This window comes from uncultured Altererythrobacter sp. (genome assembly GCF_913057185.1).
In the GTDB taxonomy this organism is placed as follows: domain Bacteria; phylum Pseudomonadota; class Alphaproteobacteria; order Sphingomonadales; family Sphingomonadaceae; genus Erythrobacter; species Erythrobacter rubellus.
Window position 1 is genome coordinate 1,295,263 of sequence record NZ_CAJXNK010000001.1, and the last position, 18,472, is coordinate 1,313,734.

Genomic DNA, 18,472 nt, shown 5'->3' on the forward strand with positions numbered 1-18,472 from the left:
TTCGTATGCATAGCTCATCTATGGGCCCGTGCATGCAACGGCGCATTGAAGCAAAACACAGGCCTGATTGCAGCTCAGGTCAGTTCCGGAAGCATCCAGGAGAATCGCGTGTCCATTTCGCTTGCCGTTCCCTTGTCCGCCCAGGGCATTGAAACCGCCTCTCGCATTCACTCAAACCTCGGCACACCGCAACTGGTCGAGCAAGCATTAGCCAGGGGCGAAGGCGAACTGTCGCGCCATGGCGCGCTGGTTGTGCAAACCGGCCCGCACACAGGTCGCAGCGCGAAAGACAAATTCATCGTTCGCGATGCAGAGACTGAAGACAGCGTCTGGTGGGGAAAAGTCAACGCCAGCATGACGCCTGAGCATTTCGCCGCGCTGAAGGAAGACTTTCTGGCTGCGCTCAAGGAGAAGGACGAGCTTTTCGTTGCGGACCTTTTCGGTGGTTCACAGCCGGAATACCGCGTAAATGTGCGTGTGATCAACGAGCTTGCTTGGCACAATCTGTTCATCCGCACGATGCTGGTTCGCCCGACTGCGGATCAACTGGCTGACTTCGCGCCTGAATACACGATCATTGATCTGCCAAGCTTCCGCGCTGATCCGGAACGCCACGGCACTCGCAGCGAAACTGTGATTGCTGTGAACCTTAGTGAGAAACTGATCCTGATCGGCGGCACACGCTACGCCGGAGAGATGAAGAAGAGTGTCTTCGGCATTCTCAATTATCTGCTGCCGACCAAGGGTGTGATGCCGATGCACTGTTCGGCCAATGTCGGCGCAGACGGCAAGACTGCCGTCTTCTTCGGATTGTCCGGAACTGGCAAAACAACGCTTTCTGCAGACGCAAGCCGCACGCTGATCGGTGATGACGAGCATGGCTGGTCAGACACCGCGGTCTTCAATTTTGAAGGGGGCTGCTATGCCAAGATGATCCGCCTGTCTGAAGAGGCTGAACCGGAGATCTACGCAACAACACGACGGTTTGGCACAGTGCTCGAAAATGTCGTGATGGATCCGCAGACCCGCGAACTCGATTTCGATGACAATACGCTCGCCGAAAATACACGCGGTGCTTACCCGATCGAATTTATTCCGAACACTTCGGAACACAATCTCGGACCGGTGCCCAGCAATGTTATCATGCTGACCGCTGATGCATTTGGCGTTTTGCCTCCGATCGCCCGGCTTACACCCGATCAGGCCATGTATCACTTCCTGTCGGGCTATACCGCAAAGGTAGCGGGTACAGAAATCGGCGTGACCGAGCCTGAAGCCACCTTCAGCACATGTTTCGGGGCACCGTTCATGCCGCGCCACCCGAGCGTTTACGGCAATCTTCTGAAAGAACGCATCGCCAAGGGCGGCGTTGCGTGCTGGCTGGTCAACACCGGCTGGACCGGCGGCAAATATGGCGTGGGCAATCGTATGCCGATCAAAGCGACGCGCGCACTGCTTAATGCAGCGCTCGATGGAAGCTTGAATGATGTCGAGTTCCGCAGGGACGTGAATTTCGGCTTCGATGTGCCGGTTGCCGTTCCGGGAGTGGACACCGCGATCCTCGATCCGCGCGGCACATGGACCGACAAGGAAGAGTATGACCGCACCGCTGAGAAGCTGGTGAAGCTGTTCGTTGAGAATTTTGCGCAGTTTGCAGATCACGTTGATCAAGGTGTTCGCGAAGCTGCTCCGCGCAGCATTGTTGCCGCCTGACAAGATTAACGTAGAGGAGAGGAAGGCCTCGTTCCCATTCGGGAGCGGGCCCTTTTCATTTGTTTATTTGGCCGCAGGCGTCACAGACCTTCGGTTATCACTCAAACTTTACTCCAATGTGGTGAGAAGTCATGAGCATGTCCAACGGTGTAGTTACCGCCAGTGTTAATTCCTGCATCATTGCCATGTGTGGCTAGAGCAATAATCTGGACTATTTTGAGGCGCTGGCAATATACCGCTCTACATTCGCTTCCAGCACGTTGAGCGGAGCGTTGCCGCCCAGCACCACAGCATCGTTGAATGCCTTGAAGTCATACGCTGCGCCCAGCTCAGCCTCGGCGCGGCTGCGCAGATCGACAATCCGGCTATGGCCAAGCTTGTATCCCGTCGCCTGGCCCGGCCAGCTGCAATAGCGGTCAACCTCGCCGCTCACTTCGATCGGTTTGGAGCCATTGCGTTCAACAAAGAAATTGACTGCACGTTCGCGGCTCCAGCCCTTGGAGTGCAGCCCGGTGTCGACCACCATACGGCAAGCACGAAACGCGAGCGATTGCAGATAGCCCAAACGCCCAACCTTGAAATCGTCATAAGCGCCAAGCTCGTCGGCCAATTGCTCGCCGTACAATGCCCAACCTTCGCTGAACGGGTTGAAGGCGAGGATCGAGCGGATCAAGGGCAAGCGGTTGGAATATTCGCCTTCCCATACGTGGCCGGGAATGGCCTCGTGATAGGTCAGGTCAGCCAGATCATACTTACGGTGCAGGTCTGTGCTGCGCAGATTGATCCAGAAGCGTCCGGGAATGGTGCCGTCCTTGCTACCAGCGCCGCCGTAGGCGCCCGGTGCGCCGGCTTCTTCCGCGATGGGAATTCGGGTGACCTCCAGATTGGGATCGACCAGCGTGTTGAAGGCGCGCGGCATTTGGCTCTTGATCCAGTTGATCCGGTCCCAGATGAATTCGAAGATTTCCTCGCGCCCCGCATCCCCCTCTGCAAACATATATCGCGGGTCAGAACCAAGCGCCTGCATACGCTCGCCTACAGTACCATCAGTATAACCGATCTCGCGCAAGATGGGGTCCATCCGCGAATGAAGCGCTTCGAGTTCTTCCAGACCTTGCTGGTGGATTTCATCGGGCGTCATACGTGTTGTGGTGCTTGAACGAAGCGCCCAGGCGTAAAATTCATCACCACGTGGACGGGTGGAAATCCCGGGTTCGGAAGTCGCAACTCCGCGCTCTACGCGCAATTCTTCCAACTGACGGGTTAGCGCTTCAGCGATCGGGCCGGTTTCCAGCCTGCTCGCCAGGTTCGCATGACTTTCCGGCATACCGGCCTCACGCAATCTTGCACGCAGAGGTTCCGCGAACAGTTCGCCTTTGCCGGCGCTGGCGATGCTTTGCTCCATCTGGTTGATGGCCTTGTCGAGCAGGAAATCGGGCGGAACAACGCCCATCGCGCGCGCCGCTTTGATCCGCGCCAGTTCCCCGTCGAACGCAGTGGGAAGCTGCTGCATCCGTTCGATGTAAGCGTCGGCATCGTCGCTATCTCCCATCGGCGTGTCTGACTGCATGAAACGCGGCGCGCCGATGTAAGAACCGACATTCTGGATCACCACATAGGGTGCGGTGCGCCAGCTGCCGACGGGCGTATCGCCATAGGGCAGGGCAAAGCCGTCGAGGGCGAGCTCATATGCACTTTCGACCACTTCCAGATTGGTGCGGTTGGTGCTGTCGAGGCCATCCTTCGGAAACGCCCGCACCCGCGCCAGGTCTTCACGCAAAGTACTGGCATAGGCTTGCTGGCCTTCTGGCGATTGATCCTCAAGCTTTCCGCGAAGATAGGCATAGCGACCGGTATCAACGCCGAGCGTCGTTGCGCGGCTCGGCTCGTGATGGAGCAGATTATACGCCACCACCTCGAGCAAACGCTCAGCACCGATCGTTTGAGCCTGCGCAATCCCCTCTGGACGCGGGATCGCGGCGCAGCCAGACAAAGTAAGTGCGGTCGTCGCGCCAAGCCCGGCGAGGGTCTGGCGACGTGTGAGCGAAATGGAGCTTTTGATCATGCGGTCGGTGTTAGCGAGGCGAAAGCCCGTGTCAATCTTGCCCCGTTTGCTACCGGGTGCAAATCGTCTAACGGACCATACAAGGAGTTTCACGCCATGAATGCGGTATTTTCGATCATCATGTTGGCTGCGGGCGCGCTGGTCGTTGGTGCGTATCTGCTTTGGCGTAAAGGCGCACCGCTCAAGCAGCCGCTGTTGATGCTTCTGCTTGCGGTGATTGCAGTGGTGAATGTGTTGATCTGGACGCTGCCCGGATCAAGCGGAGAGGCTCCGCTTGATCAGGTGCAGCAGATCACTGGTGAGTGATCGAAGTTAGTCGGGTAGCTCCCAAGAGATTGCATTGGAATAAGTGCTGGCGACGGCTTGGCCGCTTGCATCGGTCGCAGGCCTAAATCGAGCACGTTTGGCGATCAGCTGGCATGTCGCATTGTCCAACGTATTATGCCCGGTTGAGCGCGTGATCTCACAGCCTGTGACGCGCCCGCTTGCATTGATCTCAAGCGAGAAACGCGCAGTGCCGGTCCAATCGCGATTGATCCAGACGGTTCGATAGTCGCTCTCCGTCACCCAACGGCCCGGATCATTGCGCGGCGTGGCGACCGCCGGCTTGATCGAGCCGAAGCCTGGGCCGGTGTCAATCGGCGGCAAGGCGAAGGGGATTACCTCGCCACCGATCGGGGGCAATTGTTCAATTGGCTTCACTGTCCAGTCCGAAGTCGGGATTTCAATCGGGCGTTCCGGCGCCACCAATTGAGTGGAAGCTGTGTCTTGCTGCGGTTTGGGTTCGACGATTTCCTCTGGCGGTGGTGGGGGCGGAAGTTTGACCGTTATGCCTTTAATGGGCTTATGCTTTGGCGGCAGGATGATGTCTTTTACCGCCAATCCCGAGATAAAAATTGCGCCCAGCGCTGCGGGCAGGATTATCGCGCCTGCCATGCCAGCGCTGCTTTCCTTCAGGCTCTTCTGATCTGCAAATGCCATGTTTTCGGCTCCTCTCTTTCCAAAGCGGGGCCGCATCGGGGCTTTTCTGCCATTTATGGACCTGCAAGCGGCGCCACAAATAAAATGTTACAACATAACATAAATTGATGCAAGGCATGTTCATTTACGCGCGCGTTCGCACAATTAAGTGTTTGATTAACAGATGAACTGTGCGCGTCGACGCAGAACTCTGCGCCGCTTACGTCATCACTTGATCGGACAGTCCGGATCGAGTCGGAAGTCGAGATAATTATCGACTGAGCCCATCAGATCTTCGATTTCGTTCTCGAAGAAGTGGTTGGCGCGCGGGATCTCTTCATGATGGATCGTGATGTGCTTTTGCGTGCGCAACTTATCGACCAGCTTCTGCACGGCGGTCGGTTGCACCACCGTGTCCGCGGCACCTTGAATGAAGATGCCCGAAGCCGGGCAGGGCGCAAGGAAGCTGAAGTCATACATGTTAGCGGGCGGTGCGACCGAGATGAATCCGCGCACTTCGGGGCGGCGCATCAGCAACTGCATGCCGATCAAAGCGCCGAAGCTGTAACCGGCAACCCAAGTGGTTTGCGCCTCTGGGTGGATCGACTGAACCCAATCGAGCGCAGATGCTGCATCGCTGAGTTCGCCAATACCGTTGTCAAAGCTGCCCTGACTGCGGCCGACACCGCGAAAGTTGAAGCGCAGCGTTGCAAAGCCGCGATCGCTGAAGGTCTTGTACATCCGCTGCACAATGCGATCGTTCATTGTGCCGCCACCTTCGGGGTGCGGATGCAGAATCATTGCGACCGGTGCACGCGGGCGCGGTGGTGGAGAGAAACGACCTTCAAGACGGCCTTCGGGGCCGGGAAAGATGACTGAGGGCATCGGGAAACCTGCCAGAAAAGAGTTGGCGCATTGGCCGGGTGGCACATGCGCAGTCGCGCGCTATATAGGGTTTATTGCGCAAATCGCAATGAAATTGGCCAGCAAGAAAGCACTCGTCCCATTCCCGAACGCATCTATCTCGATCACGCCGCGACCAGCCCGCTGCGCCCCGAAGCAAAAGCGGCAATGGAAGAGGGCTTTCGCATCTGGGCAAACCCCTCTTCTCCGCATGCCGAAGGGCGCAAGGCCAAGGCCGCGCTGGAGGATGCGCGCGAGCGGATCAAGCGCGCGCTCGGCTGGGGTGGCGAGGTGATTTTCACGAGCGGCGCGAGCGAGGCGCTGTGGATCGCGCTTAACCGCGCGAAGGTCGATCGCCGGATCGTCAGCGTTGTGGAGCACGACGCTGTGTTCCGGGCTGCTCCCGATGCGGAACAAATCTCAGACAACACAATTTTTGATGAGAATTGCATCCTAACGATCCAGCACGTGAACTCTGAAACCGGAGTGATTAATCCCGTCGATCAAATGGTTGAGACGGTGCGAAAAACGGGCGCGATCGTGCTGTCCGATTGCGCGCAGAGCGCGGGTAAGCTCGCGCTTCCAGATGCTGACATGATTGTCGTTTCTGCGCATAAGTTTGGTGGGCCGATTGGTATCGGTGCTCTGCTGGTCCGGGATTACAATTTGTTGGAGCCCGTTGGCGGACATGAACGTGGATATCGGCAAGGTACAGAAAACATGCCTGCGGCATTGGGAATGGCCGCGGCGCTAGAGGCGGGTGATTGGCAAACGACGGCGGCAGATCGCGTGAAGTTTGCCGAGGAGCTGGGCAAGGAAGTGCTCCGCTTTGGTGAACAGAATGATTATATTTTCGCGGTGACGCATCCCTCAATATCTGCCCAAGCGCTTCTGATCCGTCTCGATGCGATGGGGTATGCGGTGTCGGCGGGGAGCGCGTGTTCATCCGGAACGCTCAAAAAAAGCCGCGTGCTTGATGCCTTTGGCGTATCCGATGAGGTTGCGGCGCGGACAATCCGGGTCAGCATCGGCTGGAACACGACGCTGGACGACTTGGCCAAGTTTGCCAAAGCTTGGAAGTCGCTCACATGATCTATCTCGATTATCAGGCCACGAACCCGCTTGCGCCAGAGACTCGCGATGCCATGCTGCGCTGGCTCGATGGGCCGGATGGTACCGGTTTCGGCAATCCGCATAGCGCGCACCGCATGGGCCGGATGGCGGCGGCCGCAATCGAAGCCGCGCGGGACAAGATCGCGGCGCTTTTTCCTCCGGGCGGCAAAGTAATCTTCACCGGCGGCGCCACGGAGGCGCTTAACCTGGCGATCCGCGGCTCTGGTAATGGTGGCAGCGTATCCTATTCCGCGATCGAGCACTCCGCCGTCGGCGATACAGCGCAAGCTGCGGGCAAGTCGCACATCCTTAATGTCGGCCACGACGGCCAGTGTGACGCGTCGCAGGATTTGCCGCCCAACACGCGGCTGATCGCGGTGATGCAGATCAACAATGAGATCGGCGTGATCCAGCCGACGGTTGAGTGGCATCGCAGAGCCAAGGAGGCGAACGCACTCTATCTCTGCGATGCTGTGCAGGCGTACGGCAAAGTGGAAGTCACCGGAGCGGACATGATCGCGGTTAGCGCGCACAAGCTTCACGGGCCCAAGGGCATCGGCGCGCTGTGGGTGCGTGACGGGGTTGAGCTCAACGAAATGCAGACCGGCGGCGGGCAAGAGTATGGGCTTCGTTCTGGCACATTATCGCCCGCGCTGATCGCTGGTTTTGGTGCAGCGGCAGAGCTCGCAAATGAACGCATGGCAGAGGACGCGGCACATGTGGAAGCACTATGGGTACGTGCGCGAGAGTTGTTCGCGGACTGGACGCTCAATGGCAGTGCGGAGGCGCGCTGGCACGGCAATCTCAATATTCGCAGAGACGGGCTTGATGTTGCCCGGCTTATGTCTGACGTGCGCGATGTTATGTTCAGCGCGGGCTCTGCCTGTGCGAGCGGATCGGGCCGCCCCAGCCATGTATTGAAAGCGATCGGACTGTCAGACGCTGAAGCGAAATCCTCTATCCGGCTGGGTTTCGGGCGCTATACCACGCTGGAAGAGATTGAAATCGCGGCGAATAAGATCAACGTTGCGGCGAAGGAGCAAGGGCTGTGAGTATCAAAGTCCGTTTTTCGGACACACAGGGCAATGTCACCGAAGGCGAGGGTGAAGTGGGCCAATCACTGCTCGAAGTGGGGCAGGCGCTGGGCCTGCCGCTGGAGGGCACATGCGAAGGCCAGATGGCTTGCTCGACCTGCCATGTCATTGTTGATGCGGAATGGTTCGATAAGCTTGCCGAAGCGAGCGAAGAAGAGGAAGACATGCTCGATTTCGCCGCCGGAGTGCGCCGCACGAGCCGCCTTTCCTGCCAGATCGATTTGACCCAAGAGCTCGACGGGCTCAGCGTCACTGTACCCGCCGAAGCGCATGATATGCGACGGATGTAGTTACGTCCGCTAACGACCCCATCTCCTGACATTCAGTTCATTCCTGTGGAAACGCCTCTCCCCCTATCCGGCGCGCGTTGCTAAGCGCGTGAGTGATGGCTGACGTTACCGAAATTCCCGATTCCGATCCGTTTGACGCGATTGTCGATGCGCCGTTCGATTCCGCGCTGGAAGAGCGCTATCTCGTTTATGCGCTCTCGACGATTACCGCGCGCTCGCTGCCCGACCTGCGCGACGGGTTAAAGCCCGTCCACCGCCGCTTGCTGTGGGCGATGCGGCAGTTGAAGCTTGATCCCAATTCCGCATTCAAGAAGTCCGCCCGCGTTGTGGGTGACGTGATCGGTAAATACCACCCGCATGGTGATGCCAGTGTCTATGACGCGATGGTTCGCTTGGCTCAGGATTTTGCGCTGCGCTATCCGCTGGTCGAGGGGCAGGGGAACTTCGGCAATATCGACGGCGATAATGCCGCCGCTTATCGCTACACCGAAGCGCGCCTGACCAAGACCGCGCTGCAATTGATGGCTGGCCTCGACGAAGGCACAGTCGATTTCATCCCGACCTATAATGGTGAAGAGCAGGAGCCGGAGATTTTCCCCGGCCTGTTCCCCAATCTGCTCGCGAACGGTTCGAGCGGCATTGCGGTTGGCATGGCGACTAACATCCCGTCGCACAATGTCGCAGAAGTGATCGACGCCACTTTGGAGCTCATTGATAATCCGCATGTTGAGCATGCGCGATTGATGGAGCTGTTTCAGGGGCCGGATTTTGCCACTGGCGGCCAGATCATCGACAGCCACGAAGCGATTGCGCATGCCTATGAAACAGGGCGTGGTAGCTTTCGCGTGCGCGGCGTGTTCCATGCGGCCGAGGCGGACAAGGCCGAAGATCGCGAAGCGGGGATTGAACGCCTGGGCGGCGGGCAATGGCAGCTGGTTATCTCTCAAATCCCGTATCAGGTGCAGAAGGGCAAGCTGATCGAGCAGATCGCGCAAGCGATTGCTGACAAGAAGCTGCCGATCCTAGACGATGTGCGCGACGAATCTGACGAGCAGATCCGGATTGTACTGGTCCCGCGCAGCCGCAATGTTGACCTCGAACTGCTCAAGGAATCGGTCTTCAAGCTGACCGATCTCGAAACCCGTTTTGGCCTCAACCTCAACGTGCTCGATGCCAATCGCACGCCGATGGTCATGGGACTGAAAGAGCTGTTGCAGAACTGGGTTGCGAGCCAGATCGACATCCTGCAGCGCCGCAGCCAGCACCGGCTGGATCAGATCGCGCGGCGGCTGGAGCTGGTCGAAGGCTATATCATCGCTTTCCTCAACCTCGACCGGGTGATCGAGATCATCCGTTACGAAGATGATCCGAAATCCGTGATGATGGCGGAATTCAAGCTGACGGATCGCCAAGCGGAAGCCATCCTCAACATGCGGCTGCGCAGTTTGCGCAAGCTGGAAGAAATGCAGCTGCGCAATGAGAAGGACGAATTGCTGGCAGAGCAGGAAGAGCTGGAAACTCTGCTTGGCTCGCCCGCGCGCCAACGCACCAGGCTGAAACGCGATCTGAAGGCTTTGCTCAAAGAATACGGGCCTGAAACCAAGCTGGGCGCGCGCCGGACCAAGATCGAAGAGGCGGAACCGGCGGTGGAATTCAGCATGGATGCGATGATCGAGAAGGAACCGGTCACTATCATCCTGTCAAAGAAGGGCTGGATCCGCGCGGCCAAGGGACACGTGCCGCTCGATCAGGAATTCAAATACAAGGAAGGCGATGAGCTGGCTTTCATCGTCCATGCGCAAACGACCGACAAAATTCTGATCGCGGCGGAAAACGGGCGTTTCTACACTCTGGGCGCAGACAAATTGCCGGGTGCGCGCGGCTTTGGCGAACCTGTCCAGTCGATGGTTGATCTCGAGGCCGATACAGGCATTGCAGGCATGTTGGTGCATAATCCCAAGGGTCGGCTGCTTCTGGCCTCCAGCATCGGCAAGGGCTTTGTCGCGGAAGAAGCTGAACTGCTGGCCGAGACCCGCAAGGGCCGTCAGGTGGTCAATTTGAAAGGCGGTGCGCAGCTACAGGTGATGCGCGCGATCCCGGAGGGGCATGATCATGTCGCCTGCGTGGGCGACAACCGCAAGCTGGTGGTTTTCAATCTGGAGGAAATGCCGGTCATGGCGCGCGGGCAAGGCGTAATGCTGCAACGCTATCGCGATGGCGGATTGTCCGATGCGACAACGTTCGTATTGGCGGATGGATTGAGCTGGCAGATGGGCGGGAAGGGTGATCGCACCCGGACCGAAACCGACATTTGGCAATGGAAGGTTGCGCGCGGTGCGGCCGGGCGCTTGCCGCCGCAGGGCTTCCCGAAAGACAACCGCTTCGGCATTTTGCCGGATAGGCTCGAGAGGGCTGAGAAAGAAGCCTGATCCGGATATGCAAAGGGCCGCGAGTGCGATTGCACCCACGACCCCCTATTCACTTAAGCGGCGAGTAACTCGCTAGTGCTTAGCCACCGACAGCCTGGACCGCAGCCATGATGTCGTCGAAGTTCGCCAGCGCGAACAAGCCGCCTTCCGGATTCGCAGCCAGCAGGTTCAGCGGCAAAGTGATCAGCGAATCTTCCTCAGACTTGATGATCACGTTTTCGCCTGCAATCTCTTCAACCATGCCAAGCGCCTGTTGGTCAGCGGTGATGACAGGCGCGCCAACCACGAGTGCTGCTGCCAGTGCGGCTGCGGCTTCTGCCTCGGCTGCCGCCTGTGCTTCTGCCATGGCTGCTTCCTGTTGCGCCTGAGCGGCTGCGAGCTGCTCTTCAATCTGTGCCTTGGTGATGTTCAGCGTCGGGCCATTCTCGCTGGTGCCAAAAGCTGACACCGGCAGCGCTGCAGTGTATTTGCCAGTGTTTACAACAGCGTTGGTGCCGTCATTGCTATCGATCGTGCCGATAGGATTTCCGTCATTTCCGTAAACGGTCGCGCCAACATCCTGCGCGCTTGCTGCAATCGGGGTCGCCGCCAGTGCGGTGGCCAGGATGGCGAGCTTTGCAAACTTCATGAATTTTCTCCGTTTAATTTGTTTCCAGCGACGCGGCGCAATTGCGCCACACGCAGCGAGTACGACTGTGCAAGCCAATTCAAGGAAGACCGGAAAACCAGTGTCCCAAGCGGCAGCCTCAAGAAATGAGGAAAAAAAGCCGATGCGGGCGCGCCCTATAGCCATAAGGTAAAGGGCAATGCAACCGGTGCCCGGATACAACCGCAAGAATGAAGCTGTGCTGAAGGAATGTAGAACTAGCGGGCAAGTTCCCGATCAAGCAGCTCCAGCACACGTTCGCGCGGCGGAAATCCCTCTGCTACCCATGCAGTTTCGACCGCGCGCAAAGTGGCCGCAACGCGTGGGCCGGCGGTGATACCGCGTTCCACAATCTCGCCGCCCTTCAACGGCAATTGCGGCACATCCCAGTCGATCAGCGGCGATGCGTCGCCAGCTTGCAGAAGCACGCGGTCGATCGCGATGTCGATGCTCTCGCGATAAGCGAGCGCGCGCGGATCAACCAGATCATCCGGCTTGCGATCAGCGACAGCAACCAAGTGCGCGCGTTGCGCACGCGACAAGTGCAAACGCGAAGCCACAGCATTGGCCACGTCGCTAATTGGCGGCAAGAGCGCGGCCATTCGCCGCATGGCAGCAGGCGCAACGGCTTGCGCCTGCTCTGCCTTGATAACAGCGCACAGCAACTCGATGTGTTGCGGACAAGCTTCGGGTAGCACTTCCTGCAAGACACCAAGTTTTCGCATCCGCGCGACAGTTGGATGCGGTTTAGGCAAAGAGAGGAACGCAGTCAGCTCAGCAGCGATCCGTTCACGGCTGAGCCCCTTGAGCGTAGAGGCAAGTTCAGCGCATGCGGCTTCTGCCTCGTCATCTAGCTCCGCGCCAAACCGCGCCTGAAAGCGGAAATAACGCAGGATCCGCAAATGGTCCTCGCGAATGCGCTGCCTTGCATCACCGATGAACCGCACTGTTCGCGCTTCGAGATCTTCCAGTCCGCCAAAGTAGTCCGAAATTTCGAGAGTATCAGGGTGAGCGTATAGCGCGTTGATGGTGAAATCACGCCGCGCGGCATCTTCCGGCCAATCCTGTGCAAAAGCTACAGTGGCACGTCGCCCGTCCGTAGAGACATCGCGCCGCAACGTTGTAACCTCGACCGGGCCGTCTGGCAGAATTGCTGTGACGGTGCCGTGCTCAATCCCTGTGGGAACGGTGCGGATGCCGACGTCCTTGCAACGATCTATGACAACGTCGGGCGAGAGCTTGGTGGCACAATCAACGTCATTTACATCAGTGCCCAACAAACTGTCGCGAATAGCGCCGCCCACCCAGCGGATATTCTCTGCACCGAGTGCATTGGTCAGCGCGCGCAACCCTTCGCGTTTGGTCCACGCAGCATCGGACAGCTCAGCGAACATTGTCGAGCTCCTGCAAATCCAGCCGGCGTGCGAGATTGGCAATGATCGCCGCTGTCACACCCCAGATTCTGAAACCTTCGTAATGCATTTCTAGATAGTTGCGCATCGCCCCGCGCCAAAACACTTCATGTTCTGCCCAGGCATTCTGATCGAGCAGCAATGTCAGCGGAGCTTCGAACCAGGCTTCGACTTCGGTCGGGCTGGGGGTGAATTCGAGACCGGGCGGGACCACCGCTAGCACGGGCGTCACGTCAAAACCGGTGCCGGTCTGATAGCGATCGGTTGTGCCGATCACCCGAACATGCTTGCGATCCAGCGCCAGCTCCTCCTCTGCTTCCCTTAGCGCAGCGGTGACAGCATCCTCGCCCGGATCAATCTTTCCGCCCGGAAACGCAACTTGACCAGGATGATCGCGCATATCCTGTGGCCGCTGCGTCAGGATCACGCCCGGCTCGGGGCGATCAGTCACCGCGATCAAAACGGCTGCCTTGGCCGTGCGCCCGGCTTGCGCGAAACGCTCGTCGCTCAAAAGGTCTGGAATATCGCGCGCGTGCCCCCGCTCAAGCGCGGCGCTCAATCGGTCGAACAGCACGCTCATCGCGGCAATAGCGAGAATGTCTCGCCCATGCTTGTGATCGTCCAGTCATCGCTTTCTGCAAGCGCGATGTCCGCCAATTGCTGATAGGTGCTGCGGTTGAGCCGCGCTTCGCAACCGCGCCGGACGTGCAGATAAAGCGCGGGCGTCTCTGCGTCCCCTGCTGCACGCAAGCGGTTGTCCGGCCCCGCTATTACCAACTCATCCGTATTGAGACGGAAGGCCAAGCCATCATCGCGGCGCGCCACATCGACCGCAATGAATGCTGCGTCTTCGACGTCGATGGAGGATTTTTCGAAGGGTGTGACCAGCCAGTGGTTTCCGGCCTCATCGCGCGTCAATAGTCCTGCAAACGCCCTAACCATGGCTTCGCGTTTGATCGGATCACCCTGGTGAAACCAGGTTCCGTCAGCAGCAATCCGCATGAAGCTGTCTGTGATAGCTTGCGGGTTCCAGCTTTCCACTGGCGGCAATTTTCGCGCGGCGACTTGCTCGGCGATCTGCGCCAAGGACAATTCAGCAAGGTGCGGTGGTGGTTCGTAAGGCATTGCTATTCGAAGCGTTGCCAGAATGAGTGTCGGTGTTCAATGGCGAGTAGTAGGCTGCGATCACCCATTCCAAGGGCCGAGCATGCCTTCGCGGGGAAGGACTATCGGATTTGCGCATCGGACAAGCAGGCGTTCTGGCGCCCATGGGCCGGGGCAACGCCATGCAGCTGTCGAACCGGCGCTGAAGTCCCAACGCCCGTAATAAGGTTCATCACCGATCAAGACTTGCGGCAAGGATGCATTCGGATCGAGCGATCCAAGCGATGCTGCAATCAAGGCCTGCCCATATCCTTCGCCTTGATGCTCTGGCAAAACCGCCACCGGCCCAACCATCAGCATGGGATGCGCGTGGCCATCGGGGTCGGTGAGCGCAATCGGCCAAAGCTGAATTGTACCGACCAGCATGTCATCGTCATCAAGCGCGGCAAAGCTCAGCGCCTCGAGCCAATCCATGCCCGTCCTGATGCGATAGGCGGTGCGCGCATGTCGCTCAGGCCCGAAGGCTCGGTCGAGCACTTGCTCGATCATGTCGGGTTCGACATTTGCTAAGGGAATGACGCTCGCCATGGGGCAGCGCGAATAGTGGTAGCGCTACGCCATGTCGATGCAATTTGTCGTTGGCCTTGCGAAAGTTACTCTGCGGTAAGGTGCAAGAGCCGCCCGCCTTCGCCGTCTTCGAACACCCAAAGAGAACCGTCGGGCGCTTCATCAACAGAGCGTATCCGACCTTCCAGGTCATAGCGCGCCGCTTCTGTAGCCGTATCGCCGTCAATCTCGACACGTACGAGGCCCAATGCGCCCAAGCCTGCAATAAGAGCATCGCCTTTCCATGCGCCAAACATGTCGCCGCGATAGAAGATCATGTCACCCGGTGCGATCACGGGTGTCCACCAGACTGCAGGCTTGTCGAAGCCGTCATCCGCGTTGTGATCGGGAATGTCATCGCCATTGTAATGATCGCCGTTCGATCGGGTTGGCCAGCCGTAGTTGGCACCCGCTTCGACCAGATTGAATTCATCACCGCCGGCCGGGCCGTGTTCCACGTCCCACAGACGCCCCTCGGCATCAAAGTCGAAGCCGAGCAGGTTGCGGTGGCCATAAGACCAGATTTGCGCTGTCACGCCACCTTGATCGGCAAATGGATTGCCCTGCGCTGGAGTACCATCGAGATTCAGACGCACGATCGTACCCAGGTTATTGCTGGTGTCTTGCGCGGGTTCGAGCTCCTGACGGTCGCCGCTGGTCACGAACAAGTGCTTTTCGTCAGGAGAGAAGCGAATACGGTGCGAGTAGTGGCCTTTCCGACTGGTCTTGGGGGCTTGGCGCCAGATCACTGCAAGACCTTCGATGGCACAGTCGCTGTCGGCCACACAATCAAGCGTTCCCTTGCCGACAACCGCACCACGCGTATCGCCTTCGCCAGCTTCGGCCCAGCTCAAATAGATCGTGCGCGGGGCGAGAGTGTCAGTCGCCTCGCTGTTAAGGAATGCAACGTCGCCCAGGCCACCTTGGCCACCATAGTCGATCTCCGGTGCGCCATTGACGGTGAACTGCCGCCCTGTCGCTGTGTCATAACCCAGAATCTCGCCGGTCTTCTGCGTGATGATCAGCGTTTCCGTGCCCGGCACAAAGGCCGCAGCCCATGGCTCGTTATAGGTGCCGATTTCCGCAATCTTGAGCGTCGGCTCAGTCTGGGAAGCTTCGGTGTCCACATTTGCAGTGGCGCCGCAGCTTGCGAGCAGAATGGTGGCGGGGAATAGTGCGGATGAGAATTTCGAGATCATGGTCATGTCCTCTGCAATGCACGAAAACAAACTTGGTGCCCGTAAATTTATCGTCGGTGTTGACGAAGCCGGACGAGGGCCATTGGCTGGGCCGGTGGTAGCTGCAGCAGTAGTGCTTGGCGAGGGCTATCCGCAAGGTCTGGACGATTCCAAGAAACTTTCGGCTAAACGGCGTGCTACTCTCGACGAACAGATCCGCGCCAGCTGCATATGGGGGCTGGGTGTGGTCGACTCGCACGAAATCGACCAGATCAACATCCTTCAGGCAACCATGCGAGCCATGACGCTGGCCGTGTGCGAACTGGTCGAGAAGCTTGGCCAGGAACCCGAAGCCGTGTTGATCGACGGTAACCTCTCGCCCCATGGGCGCTGTGATGAATGGCGCTGGCCCGATGCCAAGCCGATCATCGGGGGCGACGCGCTGGAGCCCGCGATCTCGGCGGCTTCGATCATCGCCAAGGAGTGGCGTGACCGGTTGATGTGCGAAGCGGCCGAGGCGCATCCGCATTACGGGTGGGAGCGAAACAAAGGCTATGGAACCATTGAGCATATGCAAGCGTTGCGCACGCATGGACCAACACCGCTTCATCGTCAGTCTTTTGCGCCGGTTGCGCAATTGACGCTTCTTTAATCCGGCAAATAGTCTAAGCGCGCAATCGTGATTGAAGCGATCCTCTATAGCGCGGTTGGCCTGGTCGGCCTGGCGTTTGGCGGCGAACTGCTGGTGCGCGGTGCGGTCAGCATTGCACAGCGGCTTGGCATATCCAATCTCGTCACAGGATTGGTCATTGTCGGATTTGCCACCTCGATGCCGGAAATGGTTGCAAGCATTCAGGCTGCGTTGGCTGGTTCACCGGGAATTGCCTGGGGCAATGTGGTCGGATCCAATCTGGCAAATACACTGTTGATACTGGGTGCGACGGCAATGATCATGCCGATTGCACTGATTGGAACCGGGCGGCGTGATGCTGTTGTAGCTTTGATTGCGACGCTGATAATCTGGTTAATGACGTGGCTTCAAACCGGCTCGATCTGGATCGGTATCGTGCTGCTCGCTGGTATCGCCGCGTATATCTATTGGCGCTATAATCATCCGCATTCGGACGCGGGCGATGATGATGACGAGACTGAACCAACGACCACTTTGAACTGGGCGATCATGTTGTTCCTGGGCGGGTTGGGATTGCTGGTTGTCGGCGGTTCGATGCTGGTGTCCGGTGCGATCGATCTGGCGCGTATTTTCGAGGTCAGCGAGACCGCGATCGGGCTGACAGTAGTGGCAATCGGTACATCGTTGCCTGAACTGGCGGCATCCGTTGCAGCGGCATTGCGCGGGAAGCCGGGCCTGGCGATCGGCAATGTTGTGGGCTCGAACATTTACAACATCCTGCTGATCGGCGGGGCGACCATGAGCATTGCGCCTTTCGCGATCCCCGCGGATTTGTTGACCTATGAGCTTGTCGTGCTCGCGGGCAGTGCGGTGCTGTTCTTGCTGATCGTGTCTTATGCGAAGCAGATCGGCCGCGCATTGGGCGCATTCTTGCTAGCGCTTTATGCCGGCACGATCGTGATCGCCTTTGCCTGACAAACTAATGCCGCGTTGAGTCCTCGGCGCAACACACCACTATGTTGAGTCCCGCAAACCGCAAGAGTCTCAACATCTTGTGCGGGACTCTTTTTGTTCTGTCATAGCTAACGCGGAATTAACCATATCCCCCTATCGCTTTGTGCTTGACCCGGAGTCCAAAGGGACTCACCCTGTGGATAACTGTTACTGAGGGGTGAATTATGGCGGTCCTGGAGACCACGAAGGCGCGCGTCGCGCGCGCGACAACTTTTGCTGTTGCCAAAGCGGATTTGCCTTTGGGGCGGATCCTTGACGGTGACTGTGTCGAAGCGATGCGCAGCCTGCCTGACAATTCGGTTGACTGTGTGTTTGCAGATCCGCCGTACAACCTTCAGCTGGGGGGCGACCTCAATCGCCCTGACGGGAGCCAGGTGGATGCGGTTACCGATCACTGGGACCAGTTTGACAGCTTCAAGATTTATGACGACTTCACTCGCGACTGGCTGACCGAGGCGCGCCGCGTCCTGAAGCCCGATGGTTCGCTATGGGTGATCGGCAGCTATCACAATATCTACCGCGTCGGTGCCATCCTGCAGGATCTGGGCTTCTGGATCCTCAATGACATCGTATGGCGCAAGACTAACCCGATGCCCAATTTCAAGGGCACGGGCTTCACCAATGCGCATGAGACGCTGTTGTGGTGCAGCCAAGGCGAAAAGGCGAAGTATCACTTCAACTATCGCGCGATGAAGACGCTGAATGACGAGTTGCAGATGCGCAGCGACTGGGTTCTGCCGATCTGCTCTGGCGGCGAACGTTTGAAAGAGGGCGGAACCAAGGTTCACCCGACGCAAAAGCCCGAAGCGCTGCTCTACCGCGTGCTGCTGGCCACGACAGAGAAGGGCGACGTTGTGCTTGACCCGTTCTTCGGCACAGGCACTACCGGCGCAGTAGCCAAGCGTCTGGGCCGCGAATGGATCGGCTGCGAGCGTGAGAATGTGTATCGCGACGCCGCCTATAAACGCATTGCCAAGGAATTGCCGCTCGATGAAAGCGCGATCGAGACGATGCAGAGCAAGAAATCGGCCCCACGCGTTGCCTTCGGCGCGCTTGTCGAGAACGGTTACATCATGCCGGGCACAAAGGTGTTCGACAAGAAGCGCAAATGGATCGCCACTGTGCGGGCAGACGGCTCGCTTGCGTATGATAAGCAGGTGGGATCGATCCACGGTCTTGGCAAAGAGCTGCAAGGCGCACCCAGCTGCAACGGCTGGAGCTTCTGGCACTATGAAGTGGACGGAGACGTGAAGCCGATCGACGCCGCGCGGCAGCTATATTTGCTGGCGATGGAGGATTGAGGCCATAAGGGCG

General features: G+C 58.4%; 18 protein-coding genes. 9 read left to right on the top strand and 9 right to left on the bottom strand.

All coding sequences use genetic code 11. The features are described from left to right. Nucleotides 1–108 precede the first annotated feature (108 nt). Nucleotides 109–1,713, top strand: coding sequence for a phosphoenolpyruvate carboxykinase (locus QZ487_RS06550; RefSeq protein WP_296023848.1), 1,605 nt, complete (start codon nucleotides 109–111; stop codon nucleotides 1,711–1,713). Nucleotides 1,714–1,924: 211 nt separating this feature from the next. On the opposite strand, the gene QZ487_RS06555 is transcribed toward QZ487_RS06550, so the two are convergent. After that, nucleotides 1,925–3,778, bottom strand: coding sequence for a DUF885 family protein (locus QZ487_RS06555; protein WP_296023849.1), 1,854 nt, complete (start codon nucleotides 3,776–3,778; stop codon nucleotides 1,925–1,927). A gap of 96 nt (nucleotides 3,779–3,874) precedes the next feature. Between QZ487_RS06555 and QZ487_RS06560 the strand changes: the two genes are divergently transcribed. Next, nucleotides 3,875–4,084: a hypothetical protein gene (locus QZ487_RS06560; RefSeq protein WP_296023850.1), complete on the top strand. Its 210-nt coding sequence runs from the start codon at nucleotides 3,875–3,877 to the stop codon at nucleotides 4,082–4,084. Nucleotides 4,085–4,090: 6 nt separating this feature from the next. On the opposite strand, the gene QZ487_RS06565 is transcribed toward QZ487_RS06560, so the two are convergent. After that, complete coding sequence (locus QZ487_RS06565; RefSeq protein ID WP_296023851.1) at nucleotides 4,091–4,759, bottom strand: energy transducer TonB; 669 nt, start codon at nucleotides 4,757–4,759, stop codon at nucleotides 4,091–4,093. 207 nt (nucleotides 4,760–4,966) lie between these two features. After that, nucleotides 4,967–5,623 (bottom strand): alpha/beta hydrolase, encoded by a 657-nt coding sequence (locus QZ487_RS06570; protein WP_285974863.1) that lies wholly within the window; start codon nucleotides 5,621–5,623, stop codon nucleotides 4,967–4,969. Nucleotides 5,624–5,653: 30 nt separating this feature from the next. Between QZ487_RS06570 and QZ487_RS06575 the strand changes: the two genes are divergently transcribed. The 4 genes from QZ487_RS06575 to parC all read left to right on the top strand — a co-directional run bounded on the left by QZ487_RS06575 (nucleotide 5,654) and on the right by parC (nucleotide 10,567). Next, entirely contained in the window at nucleotides 5,654–6,733 is a 1,080-nt protein-coding gene (locus QZ487_RS06575) for an aminotransferase class V-fold PLP-dependent enzyme (RefSeq protein WP_296023852.1), read from the top strand. After that, nucleotides 6,730–7,806, top strand: coding sequence for a cysteine desulfurase family protein (locus tag QZ487_RS06580; RefSeq protein WP_296023853.1), 1,077 nt, complete (start codon nucleotides 6,730–6,732; stop codon nucleotides 7,804–7,806). Before QZ487_RS06575 ends, QZ487_RS06580 begins: the two co-directional genes overlap by 4 nt. Before the next feature lie 56 nt (nucleotides 7,807–7,862). Continuing rightward, the gene (locus QZ487_RS06585) at nucleotides 7,863–8,138 is read left to right on the top strand and encodes a 2Fe-2S iron-sulfur cluster-binding protein (RefSeq protein ID WP_285976970.1); all 276 of its coding nucleotides are present in this window, start codon (nucleotides 7,863–7,865) and stop codon (nucleotides 8,136–8,138) included. Nucleotides 8,139–8,233: 95 nt separating this feature from the next. Beyond that, nucleotides 8,234–10,567 carry a DNA topoisomerase IV subunit A gene (gene parC, locus QZ487_RS06590; RefSeq protein WP_296023854.1) on the top strand — a complete coding sequence of 778 codons (2,334 nt, stop codon included), beginning with the start codon at nucleotides 8,234–8,236 and terminating at the stop codon, nucleotides 10,565–10,567. A gap of 79 nt (nucleotides 10,568–10,646) precedes the next feature. Here parC and QZ487_RS06595 read toward each other — a convergent pair whose 3' ends face one another. From QZ487_RS06595 to QZ487_RS06620, 6 genes are all read right to left on the bottom strand, one after another. After that, nucleotides 10,647–11,195, bottom strand: a complete 549-nt coding sequence (locus tag QZ487_RS06595; protein ID WP_285974867.1) for a hypothetical protein — start codon at nucleotides 11,193–11,195, stop codon at nucleotides 10,647–10,649. A 236-nt stretch (nucleotides 11,196–11,431) separates the two neighbouring features. Beyond that, nucleotides 11,432–12,607, bottom strand: a complete 1,176-nt coding sequence (locus QZ487_RS06600) for a CCA tRNA nucleotidyltransferase (protein ID WP_296023855.1) — start codon at nucleotides 12,605–12,607, stop codon at nucleotides 11,432–11,434. Further along, nucleotides 12,597–13,205 (bottom strand): CoA pyrophosphatase, encoded by a 609-nt coding sequence (locus tag QZ487_RS06605; protein WP_285974869.1) that lies wholly within the window; start codon nucleotides 13,203–13,205, stop codon nucleotides 12,597–12,599. The genes QZ487_RS06600 and QZ487_RS06605 overlap by 11 nt, the downstream gene beginning before the upstream one ends. Beyond that, nucleotides 13,202–13,750, bottom strand: a complete 549-nt coding sequence (locus tag QZ487_RS06610; protein WP_296023856.1) for a DUF1285 domain-containing protein — start codon at nucleotides 13,748–13,750, stop codon at nucleotides 13,202–13,204. The genes QZ487_RS06605 and QZ487_RS06610 overlap by 4 nt, the downstream gene beginning before the upstream one ends. A 60-nt stretch (nucleotides 13,751–13,810) precedes the next feature. Then, nucleotides 13,811–14,317, bottom strand: a complete 507-nt coding sequence (locus QZ487_RS06615; RefSeq protein ID WP_285974871.1) for a GNAT family N-acetyltransferase — start codon at nucleotides 14,315–14,317, stop codon at nucleotides 13,811–13,813. A 65-nt stretch (nucleotides 14,318–14,382) separates the two neighbouring features. Then, nucleotides 14,383–15,540, bottom strand: a complete 1,158-nt coding sequence (locus QZ487_RS06620) for a PQQ-dependent sugar dehydrogenase (RefSeq protein WP_296023857.1) — start codon at nucleotides 15,538–15,540, stop codon at nucleotides 14,383–14,385. A 10-nt stretch (nucleotides 15,541–15,550) separates the two neighbouring features. Between QZ487_RS06620 and QZ487_RS06625 the strand changes: the two genes are divergently transcribed. The 3 genes from QZ487_RS06625 to QZ487_RS06635 all read left to right on the top strand — a co-directional run bounded on the left by QZ487_RS06625 (nucleotide 15,551) and on the right by QZ487_RS06635 (nucleotide 18,459). Next, the gene (locus tag QZ487_RS06625; protein WP_296023858.1) at nucleotides 15,551–16,165 is read left to right on the top strand and encodes a ribonuclease HII; all 615 of its coding nucleotides are present in this window, start codon (nucleotides 15,551–15,553) and stop codon (nucleotides 16,163–16,165) included. A gap of 27 nt (nucleotides 16,166–16,192) precedes the next feature. Then, the gene (locus QZ487_RS06630; protein WP_296023859.1) at nucleotides 16,193–17,119 is read left to right on the top strand and encodes a calcium/sodium antiporter; all 927 of its coding nucleotides are present in this window, start codon (nucleotides 16,193–16,195) and stop codon (nucleotides 17,117–17,119) included. Between the two features lie 203 nt (nucleotides 17,120–17,322). Continuing rightward, the gene (locus tag QZ487_RS06635) at nucleotides 17,323–18,459 is read left to right on the top strand and encodes a site-specific DNA-methyltransferase (protein ID WP_296023860.1); all 1,137 of its coding nucleotides are present in this window, start codon (nucleotides 17,323–17,325) and stop codon (nucleotides 18,457–18,459) included. The last annotated feature ends 13 nt before the right edge of the window (nucleotides 18,460–18,472 follow it).

Coding starts and splice junctions, on each gene's coding strand:
- QZ487_RS06555 (WP_296023849.1), bottom strand. CDS start 3,778: ATGATCAAAAGCTCCATTTCGCTCACACGTCGCCAGACCCTCGCCGGG.
- QZ487_RS06560 (WP_296023850.1), top strand. CDS start 3,875: ATGAATGCGGTATTTTCGATCATCATGTTGGCTGCGGGCGCGCTGGTC.
- QZ487_RS06565 (WP_296023851.1), bottom strand. CDS start 4,759: ATGGCATTTGCAGATCAGAAGAGCCTGAAGGAAAGCAGCGCTGGCATG.
- QZ487_RS06570 (WP_285974863.1), bottom strand. CDS start 5,623: ATGCCCTCAGTCATCTTTCCCGGCCCCGAAGGCCGTCTTGAAGGTCGT.
- QZ487_RS06580 (WP_296023853.1), top strand. CDS start 6,730: ATGATCTATCTCGATTATCAGGCCACGAACCCGCTTGCGCCAGAGACT.
- parC (WP_296023854.1), top strand. CDS start 8,234: ATGGCTGACGTTACCGAAATTCCCGATTCCGATCCGTTTGACGCGATT.
- QZ487_RS06595 (WP_285974867.1), bottom strand. CDS start 11,195: ATGAAGTTTGCAAAGCTCGCCATCCTGGCCACCGCACTGGCGGCGACC.
- QZ487_RS06600 (WP_296023855.1), bottom strand. CDS start 12,607: ATGTTCGCTGAGCTGTCCGATGCTGCGTGGACCAAACGCGAAGGGTTG.
- QZ487_RS06605 (WP_285974869.1), bottom strand. CDS start 13,205: ATGAGCGTGCTGTTCGACCGATTGAGCGCCGCGCTTGAGCGGGGGCAC.
- QZ487_RS06610 (WP_296023856.1), bottom strand. CDS start 13,750: ATGCCTTACGAACCACCACCGCACCTTGCTGAATTGTCCTTGGCGCAG.
- QZ487_RS06615 (WP_285974871.1), bottom strand. CDS start 14,317: ATGGCGAGCGTCATTCCCTTAGCAAATGTCGAACCCGACATGATCGAG.
- QZ487_RS06620 (WP_296023857.1), bottom strand. CDS start 15,540: ATGACCATGATCTCGAAATTCTCATCCGCACTATTCCCCGCCACCATT.
- QZ487_RS06625 (WP_296023858.1), top strand. CDS start 15,551: ATGCACGAAAACAAACTTGGTGCCCGTAAATTTATCGTCGGTGTTGAC.
- QZ487_RS06635 (WP_296023860.1), top strand. CDS start 17,323: ATGGCGGTCCTGGAGACCACGAAGGCGCGCGTCGCGCGCGCGACAACT.